Here is a 14,483-nt window from a genome sequence, read left to right as displayed (position 1 = left end):
ACCGTTTTATAGAGGTTTAGCTATATTAACGTGGCGTGAAGCAACGGTTCACCATATGAATATCACCGAGGCGTTCACAATAATTCATTGATCTTCACTAATAACAAGGGTGGAGATAAACCGTAATAAACCTGTCTCAGGCTCATAAATTGATTACAGTTTGGACAAGATAACGGATCTTTTTTAAAGTTTAACCAAATCATTAATCTCCAGTTCAATGACTTGATTTTCTTAGGTATAATTTGGTTTATCGCCTTATATACAATAGGTAGTTGTATTCCTCTAGTTCTGTTAGATAAAAAGCCGTAGTACCTTATTATTCGAAAATAACGATCGGGTATGTGCATAATCAGGCTAGATATAAACTGCAGTACAGGCATTGTGACGTGATCAATCGTGTTATTGTAGTGGTCAAGAAATCTAAACGTTACTTGCAGTCCATCATATTCCTCTATTCTTGCCTCAGAAATAGGAGGTCGTTTTATATATCGCCCTAAATAGTTTATGTTGCGTTTATGATCGTCTGATGGTTTTTGCAAATAAACATACCAACTGATTTCATATAGGCCGATCATCCAGTTGTTAAAATCGCCATCATTTTGATATTTCGACGGTAATTTCAAATTACTTGAGGCGTATTCTGAGCGAAATAACTCAAGAATTCTATGTCTCCACATTTTTTTAATAGGCTCGGCAGGGAAAAATAATTTACGCCAATTACCCTTGCTATCTATACCGCCGCAAGTAACCGATAAATGGATATGAACATTACGTTTTAAATCTCTACCGAAGGTGTGCAGGGCAGTAAATATAGCGACTACAATCTTTTTCTTTGTTGCTATTTCCTTAATAATTCCGGCGGCAACAGCAGAAATTAATCCAAACAGATTGCGATTAAGCCAAAATATTGGCCATAATGAGTCGGGCATTGTAAATGTAATGTGCTGCCAACGTGTCTTTGGTAGAACATTGGTAGCTTTACTTATCCATTGATCTGTTTGCTTCTTACCGCAACGAGAACAAAATCTACCTTTACAACTAAATACTACTGATTTACCGTGATCACATGTAGGGCAGCTATAACTCTTAAATCCTAAATATTTCGTTCCGCACAATATAACTTTAGTAACGTTAAAGATAATACCATACCTCAGCTCGCTATATTTTTCAGTGAAATCGACGCCAATTACCCCGATCAAGAAAAATATGTTTTATAGAGATTCCTTTACCGATTATTTCCATCTTTTACTCTGATTATTTGTAATGACTTGCATATTACCTTTGATAACAGAAGTTGGCAAGAGATGTAAAAAGCTAAGCTGCCACCGATAGGTGGCTTATCTTGGATTTAGCGCCAGTTTATGTATAGCAAAGAGCAGTAGGTAGTGACATTAAATTTAATGTCACTACCTTACTGGCAAAAGCTATAATTTAAAAATTCTTGGCGTCATTAGGCAAGTATATGACGCAAAAATTAAATAAGTATGAATTAGTTCATAATATCAAATATGAATTACTAATAATTAGGCAAAAAAGCAACTATATAGCTTAGCTTCGATAACGTCTCAAATAACCACAGTACCACCGCCTTCATATTCATCAGCAATCTGCACAATATACGGCACATGATCCGATGGTCGTTGCCAATTTCTTGCATCGACAACTGCCTCTATCGCTATTAATCTGTTCTGGAGATTATTACTTACCCAAATATGATCAAGCCTGCGTCCACGATTGGATTTTTGCCAGTCAATACTTCTATAACTCCACCAAGTATAAAATTTTTCATGTACTGGAACAAAATACCTGGCACTATCAATCAAACCTAAAGAATTTTGTAAATTAATTAAGGCAGCACGTTCTATGTCAGTATGACTAACCACCTTGGATAATTGTTTGCTGGACCATACATCATGCTCTAATGGCGCAATATTTAAATCGCCTGCCAAAATAATTTTACTCTCTTGATCGCGATTAGCTTTAAACCATTCCTGAATCAATTGCACATATTCCAACTTATGTTTAAATTTAGGATTTTCGTTAATATCTGGGATATCACCACCAGCAGGAATATAAAAATTATGAATTTCAAGATCAGCAATTTTTACTGCTACGTGCCTTTTATCATCGTTATATAACTTAATAGAGAAACTTGCATCAATAGGTAGCTTTGATAGGATAGCTACACCATTATATGATTTTTGTCCCTGATAATAGAGGTAGCGGTAACCTATCTCGTGCAGTGCATTATATGGAAATAAGTCATCACTAACTTTAGTTTCCTGCAACAAGATAACATCAGGATTATGCACACTCACTAAGTGTTTAAGTAAAACCATTCTTAAACGGATGGAATTAATATTCCAAGTAACTATTTTCATTAAAGATAATTCTATTTATGTATAGCTAGAGTCAGTTAGGTGGTAACAGTTAAATTTTAAGGCGAAGAAGCTCCACATATACTTAATTTATTTTTCGCACAACCTTACCTTAAAATTTAACTGTTACCACCTAACTGACCGACGCTATAGCTGATCTAATGCTGCCGTTACTATCCGCTTTACTAAGCGTAACATTTTAGCTTCTGGACTAGTATTTTTTGCTGCCCATTTTTTGATCCATGGCTCAGCAAGTTGCCACATATTAATCTCAGGATCCAAGCTATGACCTATTCCCTCTACTACTACCATCGTTTTTTGTAATAATAAAAGCTGAGGCTGAGTTTCCATACCAAAATCTTCGGTAATTTTGAATAACTGCGCCAATAGCTTGCCTATCGAAATCTCCTTGATTGGCAAGCCAATAATCGGTTCAGAAACAGCTCGACAACTCTGAGCAAATAATTCGATATTACAATGCGGAGGAATATAACCGGCTCTTAAATGAATTCTGGCGACAGTCTTATAATCACGTTGTAAAAAAGCAAATAAAATCTCAGCAATAGCAAGGCGATCTTTCTCTGGCAACCTTCCCATAATACCGAAATCTAATAATCCGATACTACCATCTGCTCTTACTAAAATATTACCAGGGTGCAAATCAGCATGAAAAAATCCATCTCTATAAGCTTGATTAAAAAATAATACTGCAATTTTTCTAGAAATAAGATCTGGCTCTAACCGATCAGCAATCAATTGCTCCATATTATATATAGATATACCATCTACCCATTCGGTTACCATCACTTGTTGTGCAGTCATTGCCCAGTAAATTTTTGGTATATATACATCCAGATCATTTTTAAAATTGTCTGACATTTCTGAAGCCGCAGCTGCTTCCAATCTTAAATCTAGCTCTGATAACATGCTGGATTTAAACACATCGATAACTTCAACAATCTTTAGCCGTTTCAATTTTATAAAAATTATTGGTAATATTCGAGCAAAGAAATATAACAACTTAATATCATTATTATACTTCGTATAAATTTGCGGCCGCAAGATTTTTACCGCGACCTTTTCCCCAGTTGGTAATATTGCTTGATGTACTTGTGAAATAGAGGCTGCTGCAAATGGTTTATCTTCAAACACCGCAAATAATTCTTCCGTGCTTACCCCCAAAGACTGTTTAATCATTTGCTTAGCTATAGCACTACTAAATGGTGGCAAACTATCCTGCAGATATTTCAAATTCTCTGCTACTGCAACTCCAACTAAGTCAGGTCTAGTCGATAGTGTCTGACCAAGTTTGATATAAATTGGCCCTAATCGTTCAAAGCAAGTAGTTAAACGTTTGCCAAAACTAGCCTTTGGTTTTTTGATTAACCCTAGAGGATAAAATATTAATTCAAGTAATTTTCCTAGGATTTTGATATAAATAGGGAATGTCACCCCATTACAATGAGTGAATAATTGTAATCTGCTTACAATGACTAATATACGCAATAAGTCAAATATGATTCTCATTAAGGCTACACTATAAGTTATAATTTATAACCGCTGTGAATAGCAACCACACCAAAGCTAAGGTTCTGATAATGCACCTTACTAAAACCAGCTCGTGATATCATTTCGCTAAAAGTTTGTTGATCCGGAAACATATTGATGCTTTCGACTAAATAATTATATGCTGCTTGGTTACCGGTAACTATTTGGCCAATTTTGGGGATAATATTAAAGGAGTAAAGGTTATATAATTGTTGCAAACAATCAGATTTCACCTTAGAAAACTCCAGACACAAAAATTTTCCGCCTGGCTTTAGCACTCGGAAAGCTTCAGTTAACGCTTGTTGTATCTGCTTCACATTTCTGATACCGAATGCTATGGTATAATAATCAAAACTATTATTTGCGAATGGTAGCTGTTCAGCATCTGCACATACATACTCCAATCCATGAATTATATTATTATTAATAGCTCTAGCTAAAGCAATTTTTAACATCTCTTGATTAATATCACAAATCACTATCTGCGGATGCTGTTGTCTAATTTTTGCCCTATTAATAATACGAAATGAAATATCGCCAGTTCCACCAGCAACGTCTAAAATATTAGCGTTTAAGTTAGGAATTTTTTTTACATATTCATCTTTCCATAAACGATGAATACCAAAACTCATCAGATCATTCATCAGATCATATTTAGTGGCAACATCTGTAAAAATTTCATTAACTAGACCTTGCTTTATAGAGTCACTAGTTTTCTTAAACCCAAAATTAGTTGATGTTGATGGATCATCTTGATTAATCATAAAAATTACATCATCATTAAGTATATATAATAACCAAATTTCAATCCACTACAGATCAATATCGTACTAACCATAGGAAATTTACTAAAGCCCGCAATCACTGGTACAAACTTACCAAAAAAAGGAATTATACTTAATAATAGAAATATTCTATTATATTTTGCTAATTTTAATAACCTATTATTGCGTACAAGCTGTTGTTGCTCTATTCCAGTTCGATCAAAAATATTATACAATACTTTGCCAAAAAAATAATTAGCAAAATTTGCTACCAAACTAGCAACTGTTACCACAATAATAGTGATTTCTCTATTAGCAGTGTTAAAGGCTTTGATGGTATAAACCATAATTTCCTTGCTGGTATTAATCGCCAAACCACTAACAAAACTATCGGTAAATAACAGCAGATATATTTCAATTTTACTCACGGAGAATATACAGTAAATTATGATGAATTAGGATAGTTTTATAGAAGTTATACTGAATTCATTTCAGTATCTTATGCAATTGTCGACAGATCCCGAACGAAGAAACCATCATCCCGAAAACAAGTTCGGGATGACCTTCTGTGTGGCCGAGATACAGCTAGATATTGCGCAAATCTAGGTGTACTGGATAGGTCCTTCAGTAAGCCCATGGACAAATTGATGAAGATAAGGATCATCTGCATCTTCCATTTCTTCTTTTGAGCCATACCAGATAATCTTACCCTGATAAATTAACGCCACATCGTTCGCTATTATCGCCGCACTATTAAGGTCGTGGGTAATAGTTATAGTAGTTGCCCCAAGTTCTGCTCTAACCTTAATAATCAACTCATTAATAATATTTGCCATAATTGGATCAAGCCCAGTGGTAGGCTCATCAAAGAAAATGATTTCTGGATTACTACAAATGGCTCTAGCAAGAGCAACACGTTTTTGCATTCCACCAGACAATTCAGCGGGATAAAAATTTAATATTTTTTCTGATAAGCCTACAGATTCAAGCTTATCTACTGCCATAGATTGTTTATCACTCTTTGAAAGCTGATATAATCTTTCAGCAAAAAAAGTGATATTATCCTGCACTGTCAATGAATCAAACAAAGCACCATTCTGAAATAAGAATCCACATTTCTTCATAATATCAAATCTAGTTTGGCTAGACATAGACGTAGTATCAATGCTATCAATAATAATACTACCACTATCAGGAGCAATCAACCCGATAATAGTTTTAATTAGAACTGATTTACCAGTACCAGAGCCACCTAAAATAACCAACGAATTCCCTTGTTTAATATCCAAGTCAATACCGTTTAACACCGTATGCCGACCAAACGATTTATATAATGATTGAATTTTAATTTTTGCCATATTTGATGTCTTGTATATCCTGCTCAATTTTATCTAACCGAGAGTTTATTTTATCCATTGTATGAGCTACCCACAAAGCCAGTATGCTAAACCCTATTATTTTATCTACATAGCCAGCAACTTTTGCTCCAAACAGGGAAATAGTTATAAATTCCAGACCTGACCAAACAAACCAGAAAAAACCGATAATAAAAAGTATCCCTAAAACAACACCCAGCTTCCGCGGCCATCTATCCATGACATATACTCGCTTTATATATTAATTGCATTAATGTAGCTTATTTATAATAAAATTCAAACAAAACATTAATTTAATCTATGAGAATTATATCTCAAAATATCCAAATTTTTGTCTGAACGAAGAAAGTATCATATTGTTCCGAGTTCAAGTACTGAACTGTTGCGCAAATTAATCTGCAAAGGTAGAGTTTGTGAGAGAGGTCTACTACTAAAAGTACTAATCGTTTTTGTTACCACTAGATCTTCCTCTTATATCTTATTTTTTGCTACTAAAACCAACTAGAGTAGTCATTACTACTAGTATGGCACACATAATAGATAATGCCGGATAATATAATGCACTAATCGCAAACACCATTAATAATAAGTTGCAAAATATTATTCGCCACACCACTTGCTTATTGCTAAAACCATTCCTTATTGCTTGTTGAAAGAAATGTTTTAAATGTGGCTGCCAAATTTTTTCTCCATTAATCAGTCTAATTAGTATAGTTAAACCGCCATCAGCTAAATAATAAAGGCTGGCAATGCTTGCTGCAGCAAATAGGCGTGCACTTGAAGCCGAAATTAATAGCAGACATACTCCTATTAGAAAACCAAGACTAATACTACCAACGTCACCAATAAATATTTGAGCTGGAGACCAGTTAAATATTAAAAAACTTATAGAACAAGCAAGTAATATTACTGCAATAACTATTATAAGTTTTGCGTTGAGGATTATCTCATATTTCAAATAACAGAGTAATAATATTGTTATTGATAAATGGATTGATTCCACCGCAGTGATACCATCAATGCCATCCAGGAAATTGTAAATATTAAGAAATGCGGTGAGCGCTATTGTTGCAAAGATAAAATCTACAAATACAGGTACTTCTTGATGCAATAAAGTTGTTGGGTATAAAAATAACAAGATTGCTGATGCTGAACAAATTAAATGGATGATAAACCTTGTTAATACAGAAATTGCTCTGATGTCGTCTAAAAATGACACCAGCGCAATTACTAAAAATAATGGTAATAGCTTAAAAATACCAGTCATTTGATTGAAGAAGAAATACTCGAATGCACTTCCCAAAACAACCAGTACCAGTACTATAGCAAGACCACCACCGCGTGGCGTAGTTACCTGATGAACTCTCCGATTATCAGGCTTATCTACTATGCCAAATAACCATAATTGTTGAATTAGTAGTTTGGTCAGGATAAAAGATCCTGCTAGAGCTAGCAAGAACAATACACTTAATTGTATAATAGAAGAGTTCATAATAATAAGTTTGATTTAAAACTATAATATTCTCCACCGGCAATAATGACATGATCATGGACGGAAATACTAACGGCACTACAAACTTCTACTATTTTTTTGGTTAGTTCCAAATCGCTTTTTGATGGTGTGGGGCTACCGCTTGGATGATTATGAGTCAGTATAATTGCTCCAGCCTCATGAAATAAAGCACGTTTAATGATTTCTCTAGGATATACTGCTGCTTGGTCAATAGTACCTACCGACATTAACTCATCGGCAATCAAAATATTTTTTTTATTTAAAAATAGCACTTTAAACTGCTCAATTTTTAAACTTCCCATTGTTGATTTTAAATAGTCAAGTAGGTCGCTCCAGCAACCAATAATATTATTATTCACAATTTTTTGTTTTAATACTCTATTGATGAGTTCACGCACTACATAAAGGTTAATACAAAAATTTTTGTTAATTTCTTCTATTAGTAATAATTTATCTTTATCAGCATTAATTAACCCAGACAAACTACCAAATTGGTTTAGTAATTTTTTGGCGATAGGTTTAACATCTCGTCTAGGAATAGCTGTAAACAATAATAATTCCAATAATTCATAATCGGCAAAACTGTCTAACTGATGATCCAGAACTTTTTGCCGTAACCGTGATCGGTGGCCAATATAATGGGGTTGCAATTGATTATCTTGCATATGGAGGATAATGCAAATTTTTTGGTGATAAGGTAAATATTTCGTAACCAGTTTGAGTTACTCCGATAGTATGTTCAAACTGTGCTGACAAAGATTTATCACGTGTAGTTACAGTCCAACCATCTAAGCGACTTAAGATAGTATCAGGAGCCCCAGTATTTATCATCGGCTCAATGGTAAAAAACATACCTTCCTTTAAAATTGCCCCGGTACCCTTTGTTCCGTGGTGAAATACTGTTGGTTCAGTATGAAAGATCTTCCCAACACCATGACCTGTATAATCTCTGACTACGGAATAATTATTCTTTTCAGCATAGCTCTGGATTGCGTGTCCTATATCACCAAGATGTACGCCTGGTTTTACCTGTTCTATGCCTAGCATCATCGCTTCATAAGTAATCTGAATCAAACGTTTTTGTTTAATACCAATATTGCCAACATAATACATCCGACTATTATCTCCGTGCCAACCATCAACGATAACAGTAACATCAATATTAACAATATCACCATCTTTTAATTGGCGATCATTTGGAATACCATGACACACCACGTGATTCACTGAGGTACAAATTGATTTTGGAAATCCACGGTAGTTTAATGGTGCTGGAATAGCTTTGCGAGCAATAATAAAATCATGACACAAATCATTTAGGTGATTTGTTGTTACTCCAGGATACACATGATCAGTAATAAAATCTAATGTTTCTGCAGCTAATTTTCCTGCTACTCGCATCTTAGCAAAATCTTCTGCAGAATGAATCGTAATAGCCATTAGTTGACCTCTCAAGTTATTTTTCTAACTCATCAATTAATTTCCACAATTTGTTTCTTGCTTCGTCTCTCGCTCTAAAGCTGGCAAAAGTGTCTTGTTTTTTATCATCTGCAATATGGCTTGCAAATATAATGATTCGTCCGTCTTTTTCAATCCAGCCAACAAACCAGCCATGCTGCAGCTCTAATTTTTTAGTTCTATCCATGTTTAGCTGCCGACCATTTCCTGTTTTTCCATAAAGCTTCCAGCCGCCTGACAATTCTTCTCTAAACATGATTTTTTTTGTCATGGAATGAGATTTTGTACTTACAGGCAATGCATTATCAACTAATTTTTGTAAGAATATCGTTTGCTCGGATGGTGAAATTTCAAGAGAACTTGACAGCCACGAGTTGGTTAGTCCATTATTTTTACCTTTGTCTCCTGAAACATCTTGATTTCCATAGTTAAATTTTACGACATAATCTGTAAATTTCTCTATTCCAAGTTTTTGTGTTAAAACTTGAGAATACCAAACGCAACTATCTCTCATCCATGTTCTAGGATTATGAGCTCCCTTGCAAACATTAATAAAAAGATCATAACCTTCTTTAAACGGCCACTCAGGATGAGTTTCATCTTCCAAAACCTCTACATCATAACCCATCAGACTGAGCAGAATCTTGAAGGTGGATTCAGGAGCATAGCGCGTCCCGCAATCTCCTTCTTGTTTAATGACTTTGTTATTTTCTTTAACTAAAAAGCATTTTCTTTCTGCCATTGCTGGAGTGCTAAATAACAACATGGCACTTAAAAATAAAATAGCTTTTTTCATAACTTATCTTCTAATCCTAGGGAATAATTATTTGTATATTATATTTTACTATTTCTGCATCTTTAGTAATTAAAGGTATGTTTTCATATATACTCTGGGCTATTAACATTCGGTCAAATGGATCTCTATGAATCATGGGTAGATCATCTAACTTTGCAATATGCTCATGAGTAATATTCAATAATTCATATCCATGTTCCTGTAATTGAGATGCAAACTTATCTGGTAAGCTAATTTTATTTAATGACTTCTTTATTTGTAATTCCCATAAAGAAGCAACGCTAACAAATATAATATTATCAACATTAATAAGCAATTTTTTAGTCTCAACATTTAGTTTTTCTGGTTCACATAGTCCCCAGATAAGAGTATGAGTATCAAGCAGTACTCTCATATTTAATCCTTGATACCCAATTTAATAGCAATATCCTCTGGCCATTGATCAAAGTCTTCAGAAAAAGTAATTTTATTTTTAAACATCCCTAATCTATTAAAATGTTTGATAGCTTTGTATTTGAGAATTCTAGCTATAGGTTTACCAGCTCTTTCTATTATTATTTCTTCATCTTTTTCTTCCAGTTCTTTAAGTAGAGCGGATAAGTGCGCTTTCGCAGCAGTAACATTTACTGATTTCATAAAATTAACTGATTTTGTTGCTAATTTTATTATAGTCAGATCGGATCTGGTTTGTATATATTTTTATCAACTATGCAATTGACCTTTCAACAACTTATTAACTAACGTAGGATTTGCTTTGCCGTCGGTTTTTTTCATTATTTGCCCAACAAAAAAGCCAAATAGCTTTTCTTTACCATTTCGATACGCAGTTACAGATTCTACATTCTCTTCTAACACCTGGTTAATAATCAACAAAATCTCATCTTGATTGGAAACTTGTACCAACCCCTGTTCTTCAATAATTTGTTGTGGCGATGCGCCAGTATCAAACATGATTTCAAAGACAGTTTTGGCAATTTTCCCAGAAATCACCTCACCTTCGATTAATTTAACCATATTCCCAAGCATTAAGGGTGTAATCTTACACTCTGATAGTTCTATATTATTTTTGTTGAGCTTGCCGAATAATTCACTAGTGATCCAGTTAGCTGTGATTTTGGGGTTACCAATCTTTATCGCCGTTTCAAAATATTTAGCTACCGCTTCATCCATTACAATCACTTCAGCATCATAATTACTAATACCCAACTCTTTGACATATCTAGTTACTTTAGCATCAGGTAATTCTGGCAATGTTTTTGCAATATCATCAACTAGCTCTTGTAATAATCTTACTGGTAATAAATCAGGATCAGGAAAATAACGATAATCCTGAGAATCTTCCTTTAATCTCATAGTTCTGGTCTCACCGGTATCGGCATCGAATAACCTGGTTTCTTGAGCAATTATACCGCCATTTTCTAAAATACTTACTTGACGCAGCGCTTCAAATTCTATGGCTTTGGCAATGTGGCGCACAGAATTTATGTTTTTGATCTCACATCTAGTGCCGAGTGGTGCGCCAGCTTTGCGTACTGATACATTGGCATCACAACGTAGTGACCCTTTTTCCATATCGCCATCGCAACTACCAATGCAACGTAATATACTTCTAAGTTTCTTTACATATTCCGCAGCTTCAAATGGTGAACTCATATCTGGTTCAGTAACTATTTCCATTAAAGCAATACCACAGCGATTTAAATCAATAAAGCTTGAAGTAGGAGACTGATCATGTAAGCTTTTGCCTGCATCTTGTTCAAGATGCAAACGATTTATTCTGATAATTTTTGCTGTTCCGTCTTCAAGAATAATAGTAATTTGACCATTCTGTACTATCGGTTGATAAAATTGTGAAATTTGATAACCTTGAGGTAAATCCGGGTAAAAGTAATTTTTACGGTCAAATACTGAATATAAATTAACTTTGGCATTTAAGGCTAAACCGGTTTTGATAGCCTGATATACACAATATTCATTTAATACTGGTAACATTCCTGGCATTGCTGCATCTACTAATGATACTTGTGAATTTGGCGCTGCACCGAATGAGGTAGAGCTGCTTGAAAAAAGTTTGGATTTAGATGATATTTGTGCGTGAACTTCAAGCCCGATTACATATTCCCAGTCTCCGATGACATAAGCCATTAGAATCCTCCCGGTATAAAATTGACATTACTCCTTGTGCGCTCAATGGCTGCAGCCACTTTGAGAACATTATACTCATCAAGAGTAGAGCCAATAACTTGCATTCCAAGTGGCAGCCCATCTGCAGAAAGCACAGCTGGTACAGAGATGCATGGCAAACCAGCAAGACTTGCTGGAATAGTGAAGATATCGTTTAAATACATAGTTACCGGGTTATCTTGTTTTTCGTCAACGCCAAAAGCAGCTGAAGGTGCTGACGGTAATATTATTGCATCGACTGTGGTAAAGGCTGTTTTAAAATCATTGGCAATTAACCTGCGTACTTTTTGTGCTTTTAAATAATAAGCGTCCATGAATGCTGCCGATAATACATAAGTGCCAATCATTATTCTACGCTTTACTTCAGCACCAAAACCTTCCGAGCGTGTTAAAGCATAAAGTTCATCAATATTTATCCGCTCCTTTTTCGTTCGATGACCATAGCGAATACCGTCATATCTGGCAAGATTTGATGAGGCTTCAGCAGAAGCAATAACGTAGTAAGTAGGGATGGCGTAATTGGAGTGAGATAGATCGATATTAATAATTTCTACCCCTTCTTGTTTAAGGGCGTTAATGGTTTCCTGCCACATATTAATAATCTCTGCTGCAATTCCTGGAGCAGTCATCAGACTCATCGGCACTCCTACCTTTAAGCCTTTTACCGACTTATTACATGCGGATACAAGTTCAGGCACTGCTATATCTATCGAAGTTGAATCTCGGTCATCAAATCCCATCATTGTTTCCAACATTCTAGCGGTATCTTCTACAGTCCTGGTAAAAATCCCAGCCTGATCAAGAGAGCTTGCAAAAGCGATCATTCCCCACCTTGAACAGCGACCATATGTAGGTTTCATCCCAACTATACCAGTAAATGCTGCCGGTTGACGAACGGAACCACCAGTGTCGCTACCAAGCGCGGCCATGGCAGTAAAACTGCTGACAGCAGCGGCAGAACCACCTGAGGATCCGCCTGGTACCAAATCTTGAGTAATATTATTTGCTCGCCATGGATTAATAACATTGCCAAAATGACTGGTAATATTCGCTGAACCCATAGCAAATTCATCCATATTAGCTTTACCCAGCATAATTATCCCTTGATCTCTAATATTCTGACTAACTCTGGATTCATATGTTGGCACAAAATTAGCAAGCATCTTGGAACCAGCAGTAGTCTTAACTCCTTTAGTGCAAAATAAATCTTTGACGGCTATGGGAATACCCTCAAGCTTACGGGCTTGCTGAATCCGGTAATGCTGATCAGCGATATGGGCTTGCTCCAGAGCTAGCTCGAATGTCTCTGTAATATAGGAATTCAATTGTCGCTGTTGAATTATCCGGTCAATATGAGCTTCAGTTAGTTCTACGCTTGAAAATTGCTTGTTTTGCAAACCACTTAAAGCTTGGCTAATCGTTAATTTTGTCAGTTCATCCATATTGCAACTTCTTTTATGGTAAATTCAAAAATATAGGTCACTAAGTAGACACGTCATTGCGAGACCATTTAAGGTCGAAGCAATCCAGTCATTTGCCATACGAGCTGGATTGCTTCAGGCAAAGCCTTCGCAATGACGAGACCTGTTCATAAATAATGACGAGCTTGTTCATAATGAATAGGAATACTGCCAGTTCGTTTCCTAAATATCTTGATGCCTATGATTAAAATGCTATTTAATTTACTCTAGTATTTTAGGGACTATATAACACTTAATCTCTTTGGCAAAATTTGCATTATTATCAGGAACATTAGCAAACAATTCATCGGCAATACTGACACTAGTAACAACATCTTTACGCATTCTTGGTGTCATATCACAAGCAGAAGTTAATGGAGTAATATTACTGCAGTCTACCTCATTTAATGTATCTATCATCTTCATGATCTCAGTCAATTCTTCGGCAAAATTTGTTATCTCGTCAGTAGTAAAATGTAATTTGGCTAATTTTGCGATTTTGGTAACGTCGTTAGGAGTAATCATTTATACCTTTATTTTTTACTACGTTTCTTCTTGCCATCAGTAGTCTTATTAAATCTACCAATATTCTTGATAAAAGTTTGGATGCCATTCTGTTCTGTACCATAAGCTTTAGTATATTCACTTACCACTTCAATATCTTCTGAATGATCATCATTTAATACTACTACTTCTTCGATAATATTATCTTTAGTAAATTTTATTTTTACAATTCGTTGTTCGATCGTTTTTGGTTGGAACCATGCACGTTTTCCCATAAACCTGTGTACGTAATACCAAGTATCTGGAGTGTAATCCGGAATGATAGTCGGAGTACCGATTAACTCTTCTACCTCTGCTTTAGTTAGATTCTTGTTTTCTAATTTATTGATAGTACTATCGTCAACATATTGTCCCCTTACGTCCAGTGTTTGACAGCTAGTAGTAAATAACAACATTGATAGCAAGGCTAGTATAGGAATAAAAATTTTCATATTGTCACTTA

At 35.1% G+C, this 14,483-nt stretch carries 17 protein-coding genes; all 17 read right to left on the bottom strand.

Annotation, left to right across the window (positions count from 1 at the left end):
* Positions 1-74 precede the first annotated feature (74 nt).
* A complete protein-coding gene (locus tag R2I74_RS05285; RefSeq protein ID WP_316352999.1) occupies positions 75-1,199 on the bottom strand; it encodes an IS91 family transposase in 1,125 nt (374 codons plus the stop codon).
* Between the two features lie 366 nt (positions 1,200-1,565).
* A complete protein-coding gene (xth, locus tag R2I74_RS05280; RefSeq protein WP_316354342.1) occupies positions 1,566-2,381 on the bottom strand; it encodes an exodeoxyribonuclease III in 816 nt (271 codons plus the stop codon).
* Between the two features lie 144 nt (positions 2,382-2,525).
* The gene (gene ubiB, locus R2I74_RS05275) at positions 2,526-3,905 is read right to left on the bottom strand and encodes a 2-polyprenylphenol 6-hydroxylase (protein WP_316354340.1); all 1,380 of its coding nucleotides are present in this window, start codon (positions 3,903-3,905) and stop codon (positions 2,526-2,528) included.
* A 17-nt stretch (positions 3,906-3,922) separates the two neighbouring features.
* Positions 3,923-4,690 carry a bifunctional demethylmenaquinone methyltransferase/2-methoxy-6-polyprenyl-1,4-benzoquinol methylase UbiE gene (gene ubiE / locus R2I74_RS05270; protein ID WP_316354338.1) on the bottom strand — a complete coding sequence of 256 codons (768 nt, stop codon included), beginning with the start codon at positions 4,688-4,690 and terminating at the stop codon, positions 3,923-3,925.
* A 5-nt stretch (positions 4,691-4,695) separates the two neighbouring features.
* Positions 4,696-5,118 carry a hypothetical protein gene (locus R2I74_RS05265; RefSeq protein ID WP_316354336.1) on the bottom strand — a complete coding sequence of 141 codons (423 nt, stop codon included), beginning with the start codon at positions 5,116-5,118 and terminating at the stop codon, positions 4,696-4,698.
* Positions 5,119-5,292: 174 nt separating this feature from the next.
* Positions 5,293-6,048: an ABC transporter ATP-binding protein gene (locus R2I74_RS05260; RefSeq protein WP_316354334.1), complete on the bottom strand. Its 756-nt coding sequence runs from the start codon at positions 6,046-6,048 to the stop codon at positions 5,293-5,295.
* On the bottom strand, positions 6,035-6,286 hold the full coding sequence (locus R2I74_RS05255; protein WP_316354332.1) for a hypothetical protein: 252 nt from the start codon (positions 6,284-6,286) through the stop codon (positions 6,035-6,037). The genes R2I74_RS05260 and R2I74_RS05255 overlap by 14 nt, the downstream gene beginning before the upstream one ends.
* Positions 6,287-6,544: 258 nt before the next feature.
* On the bottom strand, positions 6,545-7,558 hold the full coding sequence (locus tag R2I74_RS05250; RefSeq protein ID WP_316354331.1) for an MraY family glycosyltransferase: 1,014 nt from the start codon (positions 7,556-7,558) through the stop codon (positions 6,545-6,547).
* Positions 7,555-8,244 carry a RadC family protein gene (gene radC / locus R2I74_RS05245; protein ID WP_316354330.1) on the bottom strand — a complete coding sequence of 230 codons (690 nt, stop codon included), beginning with the start codon at positions 8,242-8,244 and terminating at the stop codon, positions 7,555-7,557. Before radC ends, R2I74_RS05250 begins: the two co-directional genes overlap by 4 nt.
* Positions 8,234-9,019: a type I methionyl aminopeptidase gene (map, locus tag R2I74_RS05240; RefSeq protein WP_316354328.1), complete on the bottom strand. Its 786-nt coding sequence runs from the start codon at positions 9,017-9,019 to the stop codon at positions 8,234-8,236. The genes radC and map overlap by 11 nt, the downstream gene beginning before the upstream one ends.
* Positions 9,020-9,035: 16 nt before the next feature.
* Positions 9,036-9,833, bottom strand: coding sequence for a class D beta-lactamase (blaOXA, locus tag R2I74_RS05235; RefSeq protein ID WP_316354327.1), 798 nt, complete (start codon positions 9,831-9,833; stop codon positions 9,036-9,038).
* Positions 9,834-9,849: 16 nt separating this feature from the next.
* Positions 9,850-10,227 carry a type II toxin-antitoxin system VapC family toxin gene (locus tag R2I74_RS05230; RefSeq protein WP_316354325.1) on the bottom strand — a complete coding sequence of 126 codons (378 nt, stop codon included), beginning with the start codon at positions 10,225-10,227 and terminating at the stop codon, positions 9,850-9,852.
* A 2-nt stretch (positions 10,228-10,229) separates the two neighbouring features.
* A complete protein-coding gene (locus R2I74_RS05225; RefSeq protein ID WP_316354323.1) occupies positions 10,230-10,469 on the bottom strand; it encodes a type II toxin-antitoxin system Phd/YefM family antitoxin in 240 nt (79 codons plus the stop codon).
* A gap of 66 nt (positions 10,470-10,535) precedes the next feature.
* Positions 10,536-11,978: an Asp-tRNA(Asn)/Glu-tRNA(Gln) amidotransferase subunit GatB gene (gene gatB / locus R2I74_RS05220; RefSeq protein WP_316354321.1), complete on the bottom strand. Its 1,443-nt coding sequence runs from the start codon at positions 11,976-11,978 to the stop codon at positions 10,536-10,538.
* Positions 11,978-13,459: an Asp-tRNA(Asn)/Glu-tRNA(Gln) amidotransferase subunit GatA gene (gene gatA / locus R2I74_RS05215; RefSeq protein ID WP_316354319.1), complete on the bottom strand. Its 1,482-nt coding sequence runs from the start codon at positions 13,457-13,459 to the stop codon at positions 11,978-11,980. Before gatA ends, gatB begins: the two co-directional genes overlap by 1 nt.
* A gap of 240 nt (positions 13,460-13,699) precedes the next feature.
* The gene (gene gatC / locus R2I74_RS05210; protein WP_316354318.1) at positions 13,700-14,002 is read right to left on the bottom strand and encodes an Asp-tRNA(Asn)/Glu-tRNA(Gln) amidotransferase subunit GatC; all 303 of its coding nucleotides are present in this window, start codon (positions 14,000-14,002) and stop codon (positions 13,700-13,702) included.
* Positions 14,003-14,010: 8 nt separating this feature from the next.
* A complete protein-coding gene (locus tag R2I74_RS05205) occupies positions 14,011-14,472 on the bottom strand; it encodes an outer membrane protein assembly factor BamE (protein ID WP_316354317.1) in 462 nt (153 codons plus the stop codon).
* Positions 14,473-14,483: the final 11 nt, after the last annotated feature.

Source organism: Candidatus Trichorickettsia mobilis (assembly GCF_963422225.1).
GTDB lineage: Bacteria > Pseudomonadota > Alphaproteobacteria > Rickettsiales > Rickettsiaceae > Trichorickettsia > Trichorickettsia mobilis_B.
The sequence above is the reverse complement of the archived record's forward strand: the minus strand, read 5'-3'. Positions and strand labels throughout refer to the sequence as shown.

Coding starts and splice junctions, on each gene's coding strand:
- radC (WP_316354330.1), bottom strand. CDS start 8,244: ATGCAAGATAATCAATTGCAACCCCATTATATTGGCCACCGATCACGG.
- gatC (WP_316354318.1), bottom strand. CDS start 14,002: ATGATTACTCCTAACGACGTTACCAAAATCGCAAAATTAGCCAAATTA.
- ubiB (WP_316354340.1), bottom strand. CDS start 3,905: ATGAGAATCATATTTGACTTATTGCGTATATTAGTCATTGTAAGCAGA.
- map (WP_316354328.1), bottom strand. CDS start 9,019: ATGGCTATTACGATTCATTCTGCAGAAGATTTTGCTAAGATGCGAGTA.
- blaOXA (WP_316354327.1), bottom strand. CDS start 9,833: ATGAAAAAAGCTATTTTATTTTTAAGTGCCATGTTGTTATTTAGCACT.
- gatA (WP_316354319.1), bottom strand. CDS start 13,459: ATGGATGAACTGACAAAATTAACGATTAGCCAAGCTTTAAGTGGTTTG.
- R2I74_RS05230 (WP_316354325.1), bottom strand. CDS start 10,227: ATGAGAGTACTGCTTGATACTCATACTCTTATCTGGGGACTATGTGAA.
- xth (WP_316354342.1), bottom strand. CDS start 2,381: ATGAAAATAGTTACTTGGAATATTAATTCCATCCGTTTAAGAATGGTT.
- R2I74_RS05250 (WP_316354331.1), bottom strand. CDS start 7,558: ATGAACTCTTCTATTATACAATTAAGTGTATTGTTCTTGCTAGCTCTA.
- gatB (WP_316354321.1), bottom strand. CDS start 11,978: ATGGCTTATGTCATCGGAGACTGGGAATATGTAATCGGGCTTGAAGTT.
- R2I74_RS05255 (WP_316354332.1), bottom strand. CDS start 6,286: ATGGATAGATGGCCGCGGAAGCTGGGTGTTGTTTTAGGGATACTTTTT.
- ubiE (WP_316354338.1), bottom strand. CDS start 4,690: ATGATTAATCAAGATGATCCATCAACATCAACTAATTTTGGGTTTAAG.
- R2I74_RS05225 (WP_316354323.1), bottom strand. CDS start 10,469: ATGAAATCAGTAAATGTTACTGCTGCGAAAGCGCACTTATCCGCTCTA.
- R2I74_RS05205 (WP_316354317.1), bottom strand. CDS start 14,472: ATGAAAATTTTTATTCCTATACTAGCCTTGCTATCAATGTTGTTATTT.
- R2I74_RS05260 (WP_316354334.1), bottom strand. CDS start 6,048: ATGGCAAAAATTAAAATTCAATCATTATATAAATCGTTTGGTCGGCAT.